This is a genomic window from Streptomyces sp. NPDC057253, from assembly GCF_042669125.1.
In the GTDB taxonomy this organism is placed as follows: Bacteria; Actinomycetota; Actinomycetes; order Streptomycetales; family Streptomycetaceae; genus Streptomyces.
This window is the reverse complement of sequence record NZ_JBHUXV010000108.1, coordinates 1-13214: the sequence shown is the minus strand read 5'-3', so window position 1 is coordinate 13214 and position 13214 is coordinate 1. Positions and strand designations below refer to the sequence as shown.

General features: G+C 70.8%; 13 protein-coding genes. 7 read left to right on the top strand and 6 right to left on the bottom strand.

The window, feature by feature from the left end; all coding sequences use genetic code 11:
* The first annotated feature begins 9 nt into the window (after positions 1 to 9).
* Genes ACFULQ_RS38260 through ACFULQ_RS38250 form a run of 3 tightly spaced genes read left to right on the top strand, consistent with a single transcriptional unit; the run spans position 10 to position 2687 of the window.
* A complete protein-coding gene (locus ACFULQ_RS38260) occupies positions 10 to 876 on the top strand; it encodes a sterol desaturase family protein (RefSeq protein ID WP_383553281.1) in 867 nt (288 codons plus the stop codon).
* The gene (locus ACFULQ_RS38255) at positions 873 to 1607 is read left to right on the top strand and encodes a lysoplasmalogenase (protein ID WP_383553278.1); all 735 of its coding nucleotides are present in this window, start codon (positions 873 to 875) and stop codon (positions 1605 to 1607) included. The genes ACFULQ_RS38260 and ACFULQ_RS38255 overlap by 4 nt, the downstream gene beginning before the upstream one ends.
* A 36-nt stretch (positions 1608 to 1643) precedes the next feature.
* On the top strand, positions 1644 to 2687 hold the full coding sequence (locus ACFULQ_RS38250; RefSeq protein ID WP_383553275.1) for a zinc-dependent alcohol dehydrogenase family protein: 1044 nt from the start codon (positions 1644 to 1646) through the stop codon (positions 2685 to 2687).
* Positions 2688 to 2750: 63 nt separating this feature from the next.
* Here the strand turns inward: ACFULQ_RS38250 and ACFULQ_RS38245 are convergent, their stop codons facing one another.
* From ACFULQ_RS38245 to ACFULQ_RS38230, 4 genes are all read right to left on the bottom strand, one after another.
* Positions 2751 to 3755: a CopD family protein gene (locus ACFULQ_RS38245; protein WP_383553273.1), complete on the bottom strand. Its 1005-nt coding sequence runs from the start codon at positions 3753 to 3755 to the stop codon at positions 2751 to 2753.
* Between the two features lie 36 nt (positions 3756 to 3791).
* On the bottom strand, positions 3792 to 5261 hold the full coding sequence (locus ACFULQ_RS38240) for a CoA transferase (protein WP_383553271.1): 1470 nt from the start codon (positions 5259 to 5261) through the stop codon (positions 3792 to 3794).
* A 74-nt stretch (positions 5262 to 5335) separates the two neighbouring features.
* A complete protein-coding gene (locus ACFULQ_RS38235) occupies positions 5336 to 6922 on the bottom strand; it encodes a S8 family serine peptidase (protein WP_383553268.1) in 1587 nt (528 codons plus the stop codon).
* 73 nt (positions 6923 to 6995) lie between these two features.
* Complete coding sequence (locus ACFULQ_RS38230; RefSeq protein ID WP_383553266.1) at positions 6996 to 8534, bottom strand: S8 family serine peptidase; 1539 nt, start codon at positions 8532 to 8534, stop codon at positions 6996 to 6998.
* A gap of 253 nt (positions 8535 to 8787) precedes the next feature.
* Between ACFULQ_RS38230 and ACFULQ_RS38225 the strand changes: the two genes are divergently transcribed.
* The 3 genes from ACFULQ_RS38225 to moaA all read left to right on the top strand — a co-directional run bounded on the left by ACFULQ_RS38225 (position 8788) and on the right by moaA (position 11912).
* The gene (locus ACFULQ_RS38225; protein WP_383553264.1) at positions 8788 to 9144 is read left to right on the top strand and encodes a DUF485 domain-containing protein; all 357 of its coding nucleotides are present in this window, start codon (positions 8788 to 8790) and stop codon (positions 9142 to 9144) included.
* On the top strand, positions 9141 to 10760 hold the full coding sequence (locus ACFULQ_RS38220; protein WP_383553261.1) for a cation acetate symporter: 1620 nt from the start codon (positions 9141 to 9143) through the stop codon (positions 10758 to 10760). Before ACFULQ_RS38225 ends, ACFULQ_RS38220 begins: the two co-directional genes overlap by 4 nt.
* A gap of 162 nt (positions 10761 to 10922) precedes the next feature.
* Positions 10923 to 11912 carry a GTP 3',8-cyclase MoaA gene (moaA, locus tag ACFULQ_RS38215; RefSeq protein ID WP_383553258.1) on the top strand — a complete coding sequence of 330 codons (990 nt, stop codon included), beginning with the start codon at positions 10923 to 10925 and terminating at the stop codon, positions 11910 to 11912.
* Here moaA and ACFULQ_RS38210 read toward each other — a convergent pair.
* Both ACFULQ_RS38210 and ACFULQ_RS38205 read right to left on the bottom strand, forming a co-directional pair.
* The gene (locus ACFULQ_RS38210) at positions 11909 to 12127 is read right to left on the bottom strand and encodes a hypothetical protein (protein WP_383553255.1); all 219 of its coding nucleotides are present in this window, start codon (positions 12125 to 12127) and stop codon (positions 11909 to 11911) included. The two genes, moaA and ACFULQ_RS38210, sit on opposite strands and share 4 nt — an antisense overlap.
* Before the next feature lie 191 nt (positions 12128 to 12318).
* Positions 12319 to 12717 carry a DUF3099 domain-containing protein gene (locus tag ACFULQ_RS38205; RefSeq protein WP_383553252.1) on the bottom strand — a complete coding sequence of 133 codons (399 nt, stop codon included), beginning with the start codon at positions 12715 to 12717 and terminating at the stop codon, positions 12319 to 12321.
* A gap of 244 nt (positions 12718 to 12961) precedes the next feature.
* On the opposite strand from ACFULQ_RS38205, the gene ACFULQ_RS38200 reads away from it, so the two are divergent.
* The coding region (locus ACFULQ_RS38200) for a GlsB/YeaQ/YmgE family stress response membrane protein (RefSeq protein WP_383553249.1) at positions 12962 to 13214 on the top strand (253 nt) is incomplete at its 3' end.

Below are 13214 nucleotides of genomic sequence, written 5' to 3'. Positions count from 1 at the left end.
GGTGCAGGCATGCCGAACCTCCCCGATGTCGTGGTCTGGTCCATACCCGCCTTTGTGCTGCTCACCGTCGTCGAGGTGATCAGCGTCCGCATCCACCCCGACGAGGACGCGGCGGGCTACGAGACGAAGGACGCCGCCACCAGCGTCGGCATGGGCCTCGGCAGCCTCGTCTTCGACTTCCTCTGGAAGATCCCGATCGTCGCGATCTACACGGCCGTCTACGAGCTCACCCCGCTCCGCATCCCCGTCCTGTGGTGGACGGTCCCCCTGATGCTGCTCGCGCAGGACTTCTTCTACTACTGGTCCCACCGCGGGCACCACGTGATCCGCATCCTGTGGGCCTGCCACGTGGTGCACCACTCCAGCCGGAAGTTCAACCTCACCACCGCGCTGCGCCAGCCCTGGACGAGCCTGACCGTCTGGCCGTTCTACCTCCCGCTGATCGCCGCGGGAGTCCACCCGGCCGCGCTCGCCTTCTGCTCCTCCGCGAACCTCGTCTACCAGTTCTGGATCCACACCGAGCGCATCGACAAGATGCCCCGTTGGTTCGAGTTCGTGTTCAACACCCCCTCCCACCACCGCGTCCACCACGCCTCCCAGGGCGGCTATCTGGACCGCAACTTCGGCGGGATCCTCATCGTGTGGGACCGGCTCTTCGGCTCGTTCGTCGCCGAGACCGTACGGCCTGTCTACGGGTTGACCAAGAACATCAACACGTTCAACCCGATCAAGGTGGCCACCCATGAATACGTGGCGATCGTCAAGGACATCAAGAACGCGCGGAGTTGGAGCGAGCGAGCGGGCCGGGTCTTCAGGGGGCCGGGCTGGGGGCCCGCACCCGCACCGGAGACCGCCGAGGAAACCGTGCCCGCGTGAGAACCCCGAGCCGTCGGGGCACGGGCACCGTCAGCGGCCACGACACCCCGAACACCCACCACGCCCCTCTCACCCTCCTTGCCGCCTTCGCCCTCACCGCCACCGTCGACCTCACCTCCCTGGCCGTCGGCTTCGACGCCGGCCACACCGCCGCCAAGCCCCTTCTCATGCCGCTCCTCGCCGCCTGGGCGGCCACCCGGGGCGCACCGCGCCTCCTCGTCGCCGCGCTCCTGTGCGGCTGGGGCGGTGACGTCCTGCTGTTGTCGGACGCGGACCCCGCCTTCCTCGTCGGCATGGCCTCCTTCGCCGTGGGACACGTCTGCTACCTCGCGCTCTTCGGCCGGCACGGCATGGCACGCGCGCGAGCGGCCCTCCTCGCCCCGGCCTACGCCGCGGCCCTCCTCACCACGGTCGCCCTGCTGTGGTCGGACCTGCCGGCCGACCTCCGCGTCCCCGTCGCCGGCTACAGCACCCTGCTCGTGGCCATGGCCTGCACCGCGGCCGTACGCCTGGGCCCCGTCGCGGGACTGGGCGGAGCGCTCTTCCTGCTCTCGGACACCCTCATCGCGACCGGCGTCGCCGACTGGCCCCAGCTGCCCCGACCCGACCTGTGGATCATGCTCACCTACATCGCCGCCCAGTTCCTGCTGGCCACCGGCACCCTGCGAACCCTCAGGGCGCGCCCGGGGCCGATGGCGACGTACGGTGAGGTGCGCTCGACCACCCCCTGAGCGCCGTCACGCCCTCGCACGAGAAGGATCCTCGCCATGCGCGCCACCACCATCCACGCCCCGTACGACATGCGCGTGGAGGACGTCCCCGAGCCCGTGGTGCAGCTGCCCACCGACGCCGTGCTGCGGGTGCTGCGCGCCTGCATCTGCGGCAGCGACCTGTGGGCCTACCGCGGTGAGGCGGCCCGGCAGCCGGGGCAGCGGATCGGGCACGAGTTCCTCGGCGTGGTCGAGGAGACCGGCTCCGAGGTCACCACCGTCAAGCGCGGTGACCTCGTCGTCGCGCCCTTCATGTGGTCCGACGGCGTCTGCGACTACTGCCGCGAGGGCCTGACCACCTCCTGCGAGCACGGCGGCTTCTGGGGCTCCGTCGGTTACGACGGCGGCCAGGGCGAGGCCGTACGCGTCCCCTTCGCCGACGGCACCCTCGTCCGGCTGCCCAAGGAGGCGGCCTCCGACGGCCGTCTGCTGTCCTCCCTGCTGACCCTGTCCGACGTCCTGGGCACCGGGCACCACGCGGCCCTCGGCGCGGGAGCCCGCCCGGGCGCCACGGTCGCCGTCGTCGGCGACGGAGCCGTCGGCCTGTGCGCGGTGCTCGCCGTCAAGCGGCTCGGCGCGGAGCGGATCATCGCCCTCGGCCGCCACCAGGTCCGCACCGACCTCGCCCGCCGCTTCGGCGCCACCGACGTCGTCGCCGAGCGCGGGGACGCCGCCGTCGAGGCCGTACGCGAACTCACCCGCGGCCAGGGCGCCCACGCCGTCGTCGAGGCCGTCGGCACCGAACAGTCCATGCGGACGGCGGTCAACATCACCCGTGACGGCGGCGCCATCGGCTTCGTCGGCGTCCCGCACGGCAGCGGCACGGGCATCGACCTCGGCGTCATGTTCGACCGGAACATCGCCCTGCGCGGCGGTGTGGCGCCGGTCCGCGCCTACATCCCCGAGCTGCTGCCCGACGTCCTGGACGGCACCGTCGACGCCTCGCCGGTCTTCGACATGACCGTCGACCTGGAGGGCGTCCCCGACGGCTACAAGGCGATGGACGAGCGCACCGCGCTCAAGGTCCTCGTCACCAACTAGCGGTCACGCACAAGGAGATACCGACGGGCGGCGACCCCATCACGGTCACCGCCCCGCGGACCCTCACCACCGGATCGGCAACGGCAGCGCCGTCAGCAGCCCCGACACCGCGACCACCAGCCCCAGTGCGACGACCTCCGCCCGCGCGGGGACGCACGCGGTCAGCGGGTCGGGGGCGCGGCGCAGCCGCAGCCGGGCCCACACGGCGAGCGCGACGACGACCACGACGAGGAGCACCTTGGCGAGCAGGGTGCGTCCGTAGGCGGTGTCCGTCAGCTGTTCCATGATCGTCCCGGGCGGCATCCGCCGCAGCGAACTCCACAGCCCGGTCGCGGTGATGGCGGCGAGCAGCACGGCCGCCACGCGCGCGTAGAGCCCGAGCAGTGCCGCGCCCGGCGCCCCGGCGTCCCAGCGGTGCAGCGTCCGCAGCACGCACAGGAGTCCGCCCGCCCACAGCGCCGCGCAGGTCAGGTGGACCACCGTCAGCCCGGAGCCCACCAGCGGACTGTGCTCGGTCGGGGGATGCGCCCGCAGGGCCTCCGCCACGACCAGGGCGCCCAGGGGCCACACCTGGACGGCGGGCCGCGACCGCGCGCAAAGGAGGGCGACCAGGAACGCGTTGATCTCCAGCAGGGCCAGCTTGCCGTCGCGCGACTGGTACAGGCCGCCGACGTCGATCTGGGCGAGGCTGTGCGGTACGAGATTGCCGGTCGCCACGACCGACGCGAGCCCGAGCGCGGCCACGAGGCCGGCGGCTGCCGCGTAGGGCGACCAGGAGGGGGACGGGTCCGGGGGAGCGCCGGGTACCGAGCGGGCCAGCCGGTCCACGAACAGTTCGCCCAGCGGCACGCACAGCGCGGCGAACAGCACCGCCCGCAGCAGGGCCACCGCGCCGACTCCGGGCGCCGCCGCCTCTCCGGTGCCGTGCAGTGCGGCGGACGGGCCCGACAGGGGTATCAGCACAGCCAGTGCCACCAGCACGAGGACGGCGATTGCCCGGCCGGTGCCGGGGCGCCGCGCGGGTCCGCTCGCGTCGGGCGCCCCGGTGGTGGGTCTCGTCAAGGTCACCTCCCGATCCGGGTACGTCCCGCCGACGTCCCGGGTTCAGGCTGCCCAGCGTGCCGCATCCGTGCCCCATGGCACCGGAGCCCGGCCCCAATCCACCGGCCCGCCCTCGAACGACACCGGCGACAGCGCGTACCGCAGCCGCCCCAGCGCACTGTCCGTCTCCGACAGCCAGGCACCCGGTCCCTCGTACGGGACGTTCGTGACGCCACCCACGTCCGTCCCGGCGCCGCGGTCCATCCGGTCCATCCGGTCAATGCCGTCCGTGCCGTCCGTGCCGTCCGTGCCGTCAGTGCCGTCCATGCCGTCCATGCCGTCCATGCCGTCCATGCCGTCCATGCCGTCCATGCCGTCCATGGTGCCCACGGCGCTCCCGTCCGCCACCAGCCACCGAGCCGTCCGGGCCAGGGCCAGCCGTACGAACCGGCTCCCGCCCTCCCGCGACTGCTCGATCAGCGCACGCAGTACGGCCGCCGCCAGCAGATAACCGGTCCCGTGGTCGAGGACCTGCGCGGGCAGCGCACCCGGGCGTTCCGCCGAACCCTCCAGCACGGCGATCCCCGTGGCCGCCTGTACCAGGCTGTCGAAGCCCCGCCGCTTGGCCCACGGCCCGTACGCGCCCCACGCCGACAACTGCGCCACGACCACGCCGGGCCGCCGTTCCGCCAGCGCCTCGGGAGACAGTCCGAACCGGTCCAGGGCGCCCGGCCGGTACCCGGTGACGACCACGTCCGCCTGCCCGAGCAGCTCCTCGAAGGTCCGTCGGTCCGTGGCCAGGTCAAGGGTCGCCGACCGCTTTCCGAAGCCCGTGTCGGCGTGCTGGTCGGGCAGTTCGGGAAGGTGCGGCGCGTCCACGCGCAGCACGTCCGCGCCGAGCAGGGCGAGCGTGCGGGTGGCGACCGGACCCGCGAGGACCCGTGTCAGATCCAGCACCCGCAGACCGGCGGCCGGCAGCAGGGGAGAGGTGTCGACCGGCGCGAACGCACGCGCGCGTGCCGTGTCCAGCCGCCCCCGCTCGATCAGCGGCCGCTTCGCCACCTCGGCCGCCTGCGGATGCGCGGCCCACTCCCCGGGAGTCCGCAGGGCCACGGCGAGACCCCCGGCCGCGTACACAGTCTCCTCCACCTCCAGGGCGGACCGCTCGGCAAGCGCGGCCTCGACGGCTGCCACGTCGTCCGGCACCCCGAGTGCGGCCAGGAGGCGTGCGCGGTGATGCGGGTAGTTGGCGTGGGTCCGCACCCACCCGTCCGCCGTCCGCCAGAACCGGGACAGCGGTGCGAAGGTGACCGGTGCGCGACCGTTGATCAACAGATGACGTTCGCTCAGGAAGGCGGCGGCGACCGCCCCGTCGTCCACCCGCACGGTCGGCGCCTCGGGGAGACCGGCCCGCAGCGCCCCCAGTTCGGCAGCGGCCAGCGCGCACGCACCCACACAGGTCCGCGCCGACTCCAGGACGGGAAGGCGCCCGCGCAGGGCACCTTCCCGCACCACAACCTTGATTCCAGTCATGACTGCACTATGCAGTATTGACTGAATCAATATATGTACTGGCTAGGTGGCTACATCGCTCCGTGGCTACACAGCTACTTCGTCACCGCGTCCAGCGCGTCCACCGTGCCCCAGCCGTAGAAGCCGTTGCGGTTCTTCGACCCCTCGCACACCGCGTCGACCTTGCCGTCGCCGTTGATGTCGTACGGGTCCGTGCACGGCGTGGCGTCGGCCTCGGCGTACAGCAGCGCCTTCACCAGGGCCGGCGGGGCGTACGGGTGCGTCGACTTGATCAGGGCGGCCACGGCCGCGACGTGCGGCGAGGCCATCGACGTACCCGCCATGTAGCCCCACTTGCCGCCGGGCAGCGTGCCCAGGATCAGACCGCTGGTCGCGGGCGGCGCGGGCGTCTGGTAGGCCGTCGAGTCACCGCCGGGCGCGGCCACGTCGATGACACCGAGACCGTAGTTGGAGAAGGACGACTTGATGCCCTTCGCGCCGGTCGCCGCGACCGTCACGACACCCGGCAGCTGCGTCGGTATGTCGAAGCACTCCGACGGGTCGATCACCCGGTCCGAGGGCGTGCCGTCGTTCGGCGAGACCGGGTCGGTGATCTCGTCGGCGGCGAAGTCGTAGTTCTCGTTGCCGGCCGCGGCCACGTTGACCACACCCCGCTTCTCCGCGTACCGCGAGGCCCGGGTGATGGCGTCCACGAGCGCCTTCTGGTCCGGGTCGTCGGTGCAGTTGAAGTACCACGGGTCGGTGTAATAGCTGTTGTTGGTGACGTCGACCCCATGGGTGGCCGCCCACATGAAGCCGCACACCACGGCCTCCGTGTAGAAGTAGCCGGCGGTGGTGGACACCTTGATGCCGGCCACCTTCACGCCCGGCGCGACACCGGTCATGCCGACGCCGTTCTTGGCGGCCGCGATCTCACCGGCCACGTGCGTGCCGTGCGGGCTCTCCGCCGCGCTCGGCCGCCACGCCCCGTCGGTCGTGTCCGGCTTGCCCGTCACACAGTTGACCGACGCGGCCCGGTCGAAGTTCGGCGCGAGGTCCGGGTGGGTGTCGTCCACCCCGGTGTCGATGACGGCGACGGTCACCTTGCTGCTGCCGAGCGACTTCTCGTGCGCCTTGTCCGCCTTGATGGCGGGCAGGTCCCACTGCAACGACTCCAGCGGGTCCTGGCCGGCGGCCGCGGCGGCCTGGGCGGCGGCCAGCTCCGCCGAGCTGAGCGCCTTCGGGGTGCCCTCGTCGGTCGTCGACTGCGCGGGCAGCGGCGCGTTGCGGGTGTTGCCCGCCGACTCGACCCCGCGCACCGTGCGGATCGTCTTCGCGAAGTCGGGGTTCGACGAGTGGACGACGATCACGCCGATCTGGTCGTACGACGTCACGATCGTGCCGCCGGCCTTGGCGATGGCCTTCTTCACCTGGGCGGAAGGACCGTGTCCGGCGCGGACGTTGACGACATAGCTGAGCGCCGTCCCGTCCGTGTCGGCGGAGGCGAGGATGTCCTTGGCGGCGCCGCTGACACCGGCCGTGGCACCGGGTACGCCGGTCCCGGTGCCCGGCAGACCGGCCGCGGACGCCGTGGCCCCCGGCAGGAACGCCATGGCCGTCGCCATGACCATGCCGAGCGGGAGCGCGAGCGCGCGCCGACGGCGCGGGTGAGGCCCTGTCATGATGAAAGTCTCTCCAGTTCGTTCTCGGGACAAGCGGTCCGTGCGGGTGGTGCCGTGCGCCAGGATCGGCGGGTCACTTGACCGCGCGCAGCGCGTTGACGATGCCGAATCCGTAGAAGCCGTTGACCCGGGTGCCGCCCTCGCACACCGCGTCCTGCGTGCCGTCGCCGTTCTGGTCGTAGGACGCCGGGCAGGCCGTCGCGTCCGCCTGCACCTTGAGCAGCGCCTGGAGCTGGGCCGGGCTCGCCTTGGGATGCGTCGACTTCAGCAGCGCGGCGACACCCGCGGCGTGCGGCGAGGCCATCGAGGTGCCCTGGAGGAAGCCGTACGCGCCGTTGGGCAGGGTGGACAGGATGCGGCCGTTCTGCGACGGCGTGTCCGGGATCTGGTAGAGCCGGTCGCCGCCGGGCGCCGCGACGTCGATGACGCCCTTGCCGTACGAGGAGTAGTACGACTTGAGGTTCTTGACGCCCGTCGCGCTGACCGTGACGACGCCCGGGAGCTGCGTCGGCACGTCGAAGCACTCGTGCGGGTCGACGGTCCGCTCCACCGCCGTGGAGTCGTCGGGGCTGGAGTCGTCGACGATCGCGTCGGAGTCCAGGTCGTCGTTGGAGTTGCCCGCCGACGCCAGGCTGAGCGTGCCCTTCTTCTGCGCGTACTGCTGCGCCCTGTTGACCGAATCAACTATGGCCCGCTGATCGGGGTCGTCCATGCAGTTGTACAGCCAAGGATCAACGTAGTAGCTGTTGTTCGTGATCTCGACGCCGTGGTCCGCGGCGAACACGAACGCGCACACGACGCTCTCCGGGTAGAAGAGGCCGTTGCTCCGGTCGGTCACGTTGATGGCCGAGACCTTCACACCGGGCGCGACCCCGGCCACGCCGATGCCGTTGCGCGCGGCGGCTATCTCACCGGCCACGTGGGTGCCGTGGTAGTCGTCCGCGGTGTACGGCCGCCAGGCGCCCGGGGTGGTGTCCGGGACACCTCCGTTGCAGTTGGCGGACTGGGCGGCGGAGAAGTTCGGCGCGATGTCGGGGTGGGTGTCGTCGACGCCGGTGTCGATCACGGCGACGGTCACCTTGCGGCTGCCCGGGTTGATCTTGGCCGCCTTGTCGGCGCCTATCGCGCGCAGGTCCCACTGGTCGGCCTCGAGAGGCTCGCTGTCCGGGGCGGCGGCGGAGGCCTGCGCGACCTTCGCGGCCTGCGCGCCCGACAGCACCTGGACCGCGCCCTCGTCCGTCGTGCCCGCCGGGGTCAGCGCCGAGGTGCGGGTGGCACCGGCCGACTGCACCCCGCGCACCTTGCGGATCTTCTGCGCGAAGTCCGGCGCGGAGGAGTGGACGACGATCACGCCGATCTTCTCGTAGGCGATCACGACGGTGCCGCCGGCCACCGGTATCGCCTTCTTCACCGACGCGATCGTGCGGTGGTCGACCTTGGTGTTGACGACGTACGACAGGTTCGGCGCGTCCGCCGCCTGCGCCGCGGGCTCCGCGGCGGGGGCCGCCGAGGCCGCCGTGGGCAGGAAGCCGAGCGAGGCCGTGAGGGACAGCACGACCGGGACGGCGAGCGCGAGGCTGCGTCGCGAACGTCTGGAACGCGGCTGGAACATGGGGTCTCCACATCATCCGGAAACGAAACCGGCCCGAGACACAGGTGGCGCTCGGGCAGGTACATGACGGGTGGTGCAGGCCGAAGCTATCTCCCGAAGTCGCTGGCCAGCAATGACTTCCCCAAGGTGAGTTCGGAAAGAAGCAAAGCGAGTTGAACCGGTCCCAGCGCGGCGCCGTGACCTTGAACAGGGAACGCGAGGACACTCGCCCCCGATCCCCGTCACCACCGCACCCGCAACGCGAGGAGAGTCCGTGGCCACCGACGCACCGCCACCCTCGAAAGAGACCCACAAACTCCCCACCACAGCGGAGTTCACCGAGGTTCAGGAGAGCGCGGAGTTCGGTGAACTGCGCCGCTCCTACCGCTCCTTCGCCTTCCCGCTGACCGTCGGCTTCATCGCCTGGTACCTGCTGTACGTCCTGCTGTCCAACTACGCGGGCGACTTCATGGGCACCAAGCTCTTCGGCAACATCAACGTCGCCCTGGTGCTCGGTCTCGCCCAGTTCCTCACCACGTTCCTCATCGCCTGGTGGTACTCGCGCGTCGCCGCCGCCAAGTTCGACCCCAAGGCCGAGGCCATCAAGTCCCGGATGGAGGGCGGAGAATGAGCCCCGCGATCACCCTTGCCGCAGGCGAGGCCAGCGAGCACCGGCCGCTGATCATCAGCCTGTTCGCGGTCTTCGTCGTCGCGACCCTCGTCATCACGGTCTGGGCCGGACGCCAGACCAAGGACGCCTCCGACTTCTACGCGGGCGGCCGCCAGTTCACCGGCTTCCAGAACGGCCTCGCCGTCTCCGGCGACTACATGTCCGCCGCGTCCTTCCTCGGCATCGCGGGCGCCATCGCCCTCTTCGGCTACGACGGCTTCCTGTACTCCATCGGCTTCCTGGTCGCCTGGCTCGTCGCCCTGCTCCTGGTCGCCGAACCGCTGCGCAACTCCGGCCGCTACACGATGGGTGACGTCCTCGCGTACCGGATGCGCCAGCGCCCGGTCCGTACCGCGGCCGGCACCTCCACCATCGTCGTCTCGATCTTCTACCTGCTGGCCCAGATGGCGGGCGCGGGCGTCCTGGTCTCGCTGCTGCTCGGCATCACCAGCGACGGCGGCAAAATCGGCATCGTCGCCCTGGTCGGCGTCCTGATGATCGTGTACGTCACCATCGGCGGCATGAAGGGCACCACCTGGGTCCAGATGGTCAAGGCGGTCCTGCTGATCGCGGGCGCCCTGCTGCTGACCTTCCTGGTGCTGCTCAAGTTCGACTTCAACGTCTCCGACCTGCTCGGCACCGCCGCCGACAACAGCGGAAAGGGCGCCGCCTTCCTGGAGCCGGGCCTGAAGTACGGCGCCACCGGCACCACCAAGCTGGACTTCATCTCGCTGGGCATCGCCCTGGTGCTCGGCACCGCCGGCCTGCCGCACATCCTGATCCGCTTCTACACGGTGCCGACCGCCAAGGCCGCCCGTAAGTCGGTCATCTGGGCCATCGGCCTCATCGGCGCCTTCTACCTGATGACCCTCGCCCTCGGCTTCGGCGCCGCGGCCCTCATCAAGCCGGACGAGATCATCGCCTCCAACAAGGCGGGCAACACCGCGGCGCCACTGCTGGCACTGCATCTGGGCGGCGTCGACTCCAACTGGGGCGCGATCCTGCTGGCCACCATCTCGGCGGTCGCCTTCGCCACCATCCTCGCGGTCGTCGCCGGCCTCACCCTGGCCTCGTCCTCGTCCTTCGCCCACGACATCTACGCCAACGTCATCAAGCGCGGCCAGGCCACCGAGAAGCAGGAGATGAGCGCGGCCCGCTGGGCCACCGTCGGCATCGGCGCGGTCTCCATCCTGCTGGGCGCCCTCGCCCGCGACCTGAACGTCGCCGGACTCGTCGCCCTCGCCTTCGCGGTCGCCGCCTCGGCAAACCTGCCCACGATCATCTACAGCCTGTTCTGGAAGCGGTTCACCACCTCCGGCGCCCTGTGGTCGATCTACGGCGGCCTCGTCACGGCCGTCGGCCTGGTGCTGTTCTCGCCGGTCGTCTCCGGCAAGCCCAGCTCGATGTTCCCGGACGTCGACTTCCACTGGTTCCCGCTGGAGAACCCGGGCATCATCTCCATCCCGGTCGGCTTCCTGCTCGGCATCGTCGGCACCTACCTCTCCAAGGAGGAGCCCGACAAGGGCAAGTACGCGGAGCTGGAGGTCCGGTCCCTGACCGGAACCGGCGCCCACTGATCACAGATCCTTCCCCGAGCGGCCGTGTCGTAGATCTCTACGACACGGCCGCTTGATACGTCGTGGGATCGGGCACTGTCGTTGTCAGTGCCGTCACGTAGGCTCGCAAGTGACGGAAAGAGATGAGTTCCGCACCGATCCGCGACGAGGGAGGGGGCCCACGTGCTCATCGACACCTATGGCCGGCAGGCCACCGACCTGCGGGTCTCGCTGACCGACCGCTGCAATCTGCGGTGCACGTACTGCATGCCCGAAGAGGGCCTGCAGTGGCTGGCCAAGCCGGATCTGCTCACCGACGACGAGATCGTCCGCCTGATCGACATCGCCGTCACCTCCCTCGGCATCGAGGAGGTCCGCTTCACCGGCGGCGAGCCCCTGCTGCGCCCCGGTCTGGTGGGCATCGTCGAGCGCGTCGCGGCCCTCGAGCCGCGCCCCCAGATGTCCCTCACCACCAACGGCATCGGCCTCAGGCGCACCGCCAAGGCCCTGAAGGCGGCGGGCCTGGACCGGGTCAATGTCTCCCTGGACACCCTGCGCCCGGACGTCTTCAAGACCCTGACCCGCCGGGACCGCCACAAGGACGTCCTGGAGGGCATGGAGGCCGCCCGCGAGGCGGGCCTGACCCCGGTGAAGGTGAACGCCGTCCTGATGCCCGGGCTGAACGACGACGAGGCCCCGGACCTGCTCGCCTGGGCCGTGGAGCACGACTACGAACTGCGCTTCATCGAGCAGATGCCCCTGGACGCCCAGCACGGCTGGAAGCGCGACGGCATGATCACCGCGGGGGACATCCTGACCTCCCTGCGGACCCGCTTCGAGCTGACCGAGGAGGGCTCCGAGGAGCGCGGTTCGGCTCCCGCCGAGCGCTGGATCGTCGACGGCGGACCGCACCGGGTGGGTGTCATAGCCTCCGTGACCCGCCCGTTCTGCGCGGCCTGCGACCGCACCCGCCTGACGGCCGACGGCCAGGTGCGCACCTGTCTGTTCGCCCGCGAGGAGACCGACCTGCGAGCGGCCCTGCGCTCGGACGCCCCGGACGAGGAGATCGCCCGCATCTGGCGCGAGGCGATGTGGGGCAAGAAGGCCGGCGCGGGCCTGGACGACCCGACGTTCGTCCAGCCGGACCGCCCGATGTCGGCGATCGGCGGCTAACCGGCCTCCGGAGCCTGCCACTCCTCGAACTTCACCACGTCCTTGAGGAAGCCCCGCACCCCGAGGAACTGCGACAGATGCTCCCGGTGCTCCTCGCACGCGAGCCACGTCTTGCGCCGCTCCGGCGTATGGATCTTCGGGTTGTTCCACGCGAGCACCCAGTCGGCGTCGGCACGGCAGCCCTTGGCGGAGCAGATCGGGGTCTCGTCACTCACGGAATTCGTCTCACAAGCGGGGTGGAAAAGGCGACGCCGAGCAGCCACGGGGGGAGCTGCCCGGCGTCGGTCCGTCGCTCCGACGGGGGATGCGGAGCGCGTACGAAGTATGTCACGGGTAACCCTTGGCCCGGCACTGGAACAACATGATTGATCTGAGCTTTTCTTGAGCTTGGCGCGGAGCGGACGTGTCATGTCCGTTCGTGCGGTTCACCGCGTACACCCGCCGCCGGCTCACCCGGACCGTCCTCCGCCGAGCGTTCCGCGAAGTCCCCGTCCGCACGCGGCGGCATGATCATCGGCCGGGTCGGAGCGGTCACGAACGTCGACGGCAGCGAGGGCGCGTTCTCCCGCCCCGCGTTGGCGATGACGACGGCGATATAGGGCAGAACCGCCCCCAGCACCAGCGCCACGATCGCGACGTGCCGTTCGACGTTCCACAGCGTGGCCGCGAGCACCACCGACACCGTACGCACGCTCATCGAGATGACGTACCGGCGCTGACGTCCGCGCACGTCCTCCTGAAGGCTCGTCCGGGCTCCGGTGATCCGGAACACCTGGGCGCTGCCGCCGCCATGCTGCTTCCGCATCACATTCCACCATCCGCCCGCATCGGACTCCCGCCGCCCCGTATCCGCCCGTACCCGGCTCAGGCACCGGGCCCGGACAACTCCCACGTTACGCCGCACCTGCGCCGCCTACGAGACCGGGGCACCCGCCGCCGGCGCGCACCACCTCACCCCCGGCACGTACGGCCGTGCCCGGCATGCGGCGTAGGGCGAACGGGCCGACACTTGCCGTAATGCTCACGTCGAGCCGTACGAGGAGGCAGCCATGGGCTGGTTGTGGGCGATCATCGTGGGATTCGTGCTGGGCCTGATCGCGAAGGCGCTCATCCCCGGCAAGCAGCACAGCCCCCTCTGGCTGACCACCATCTTCGGCATGCTCGGCGCCATCGCAGGCAACGCCATGGCGCGCGGGTTCGGCGTGGAGGAGACCGCCGGCATCGACTGGAGCCGGCACGTCTTCCAGCTGATCGCCGCGATCGTCATCGTCGCTTTCGGCGACATGCTGTACATGGCGACGC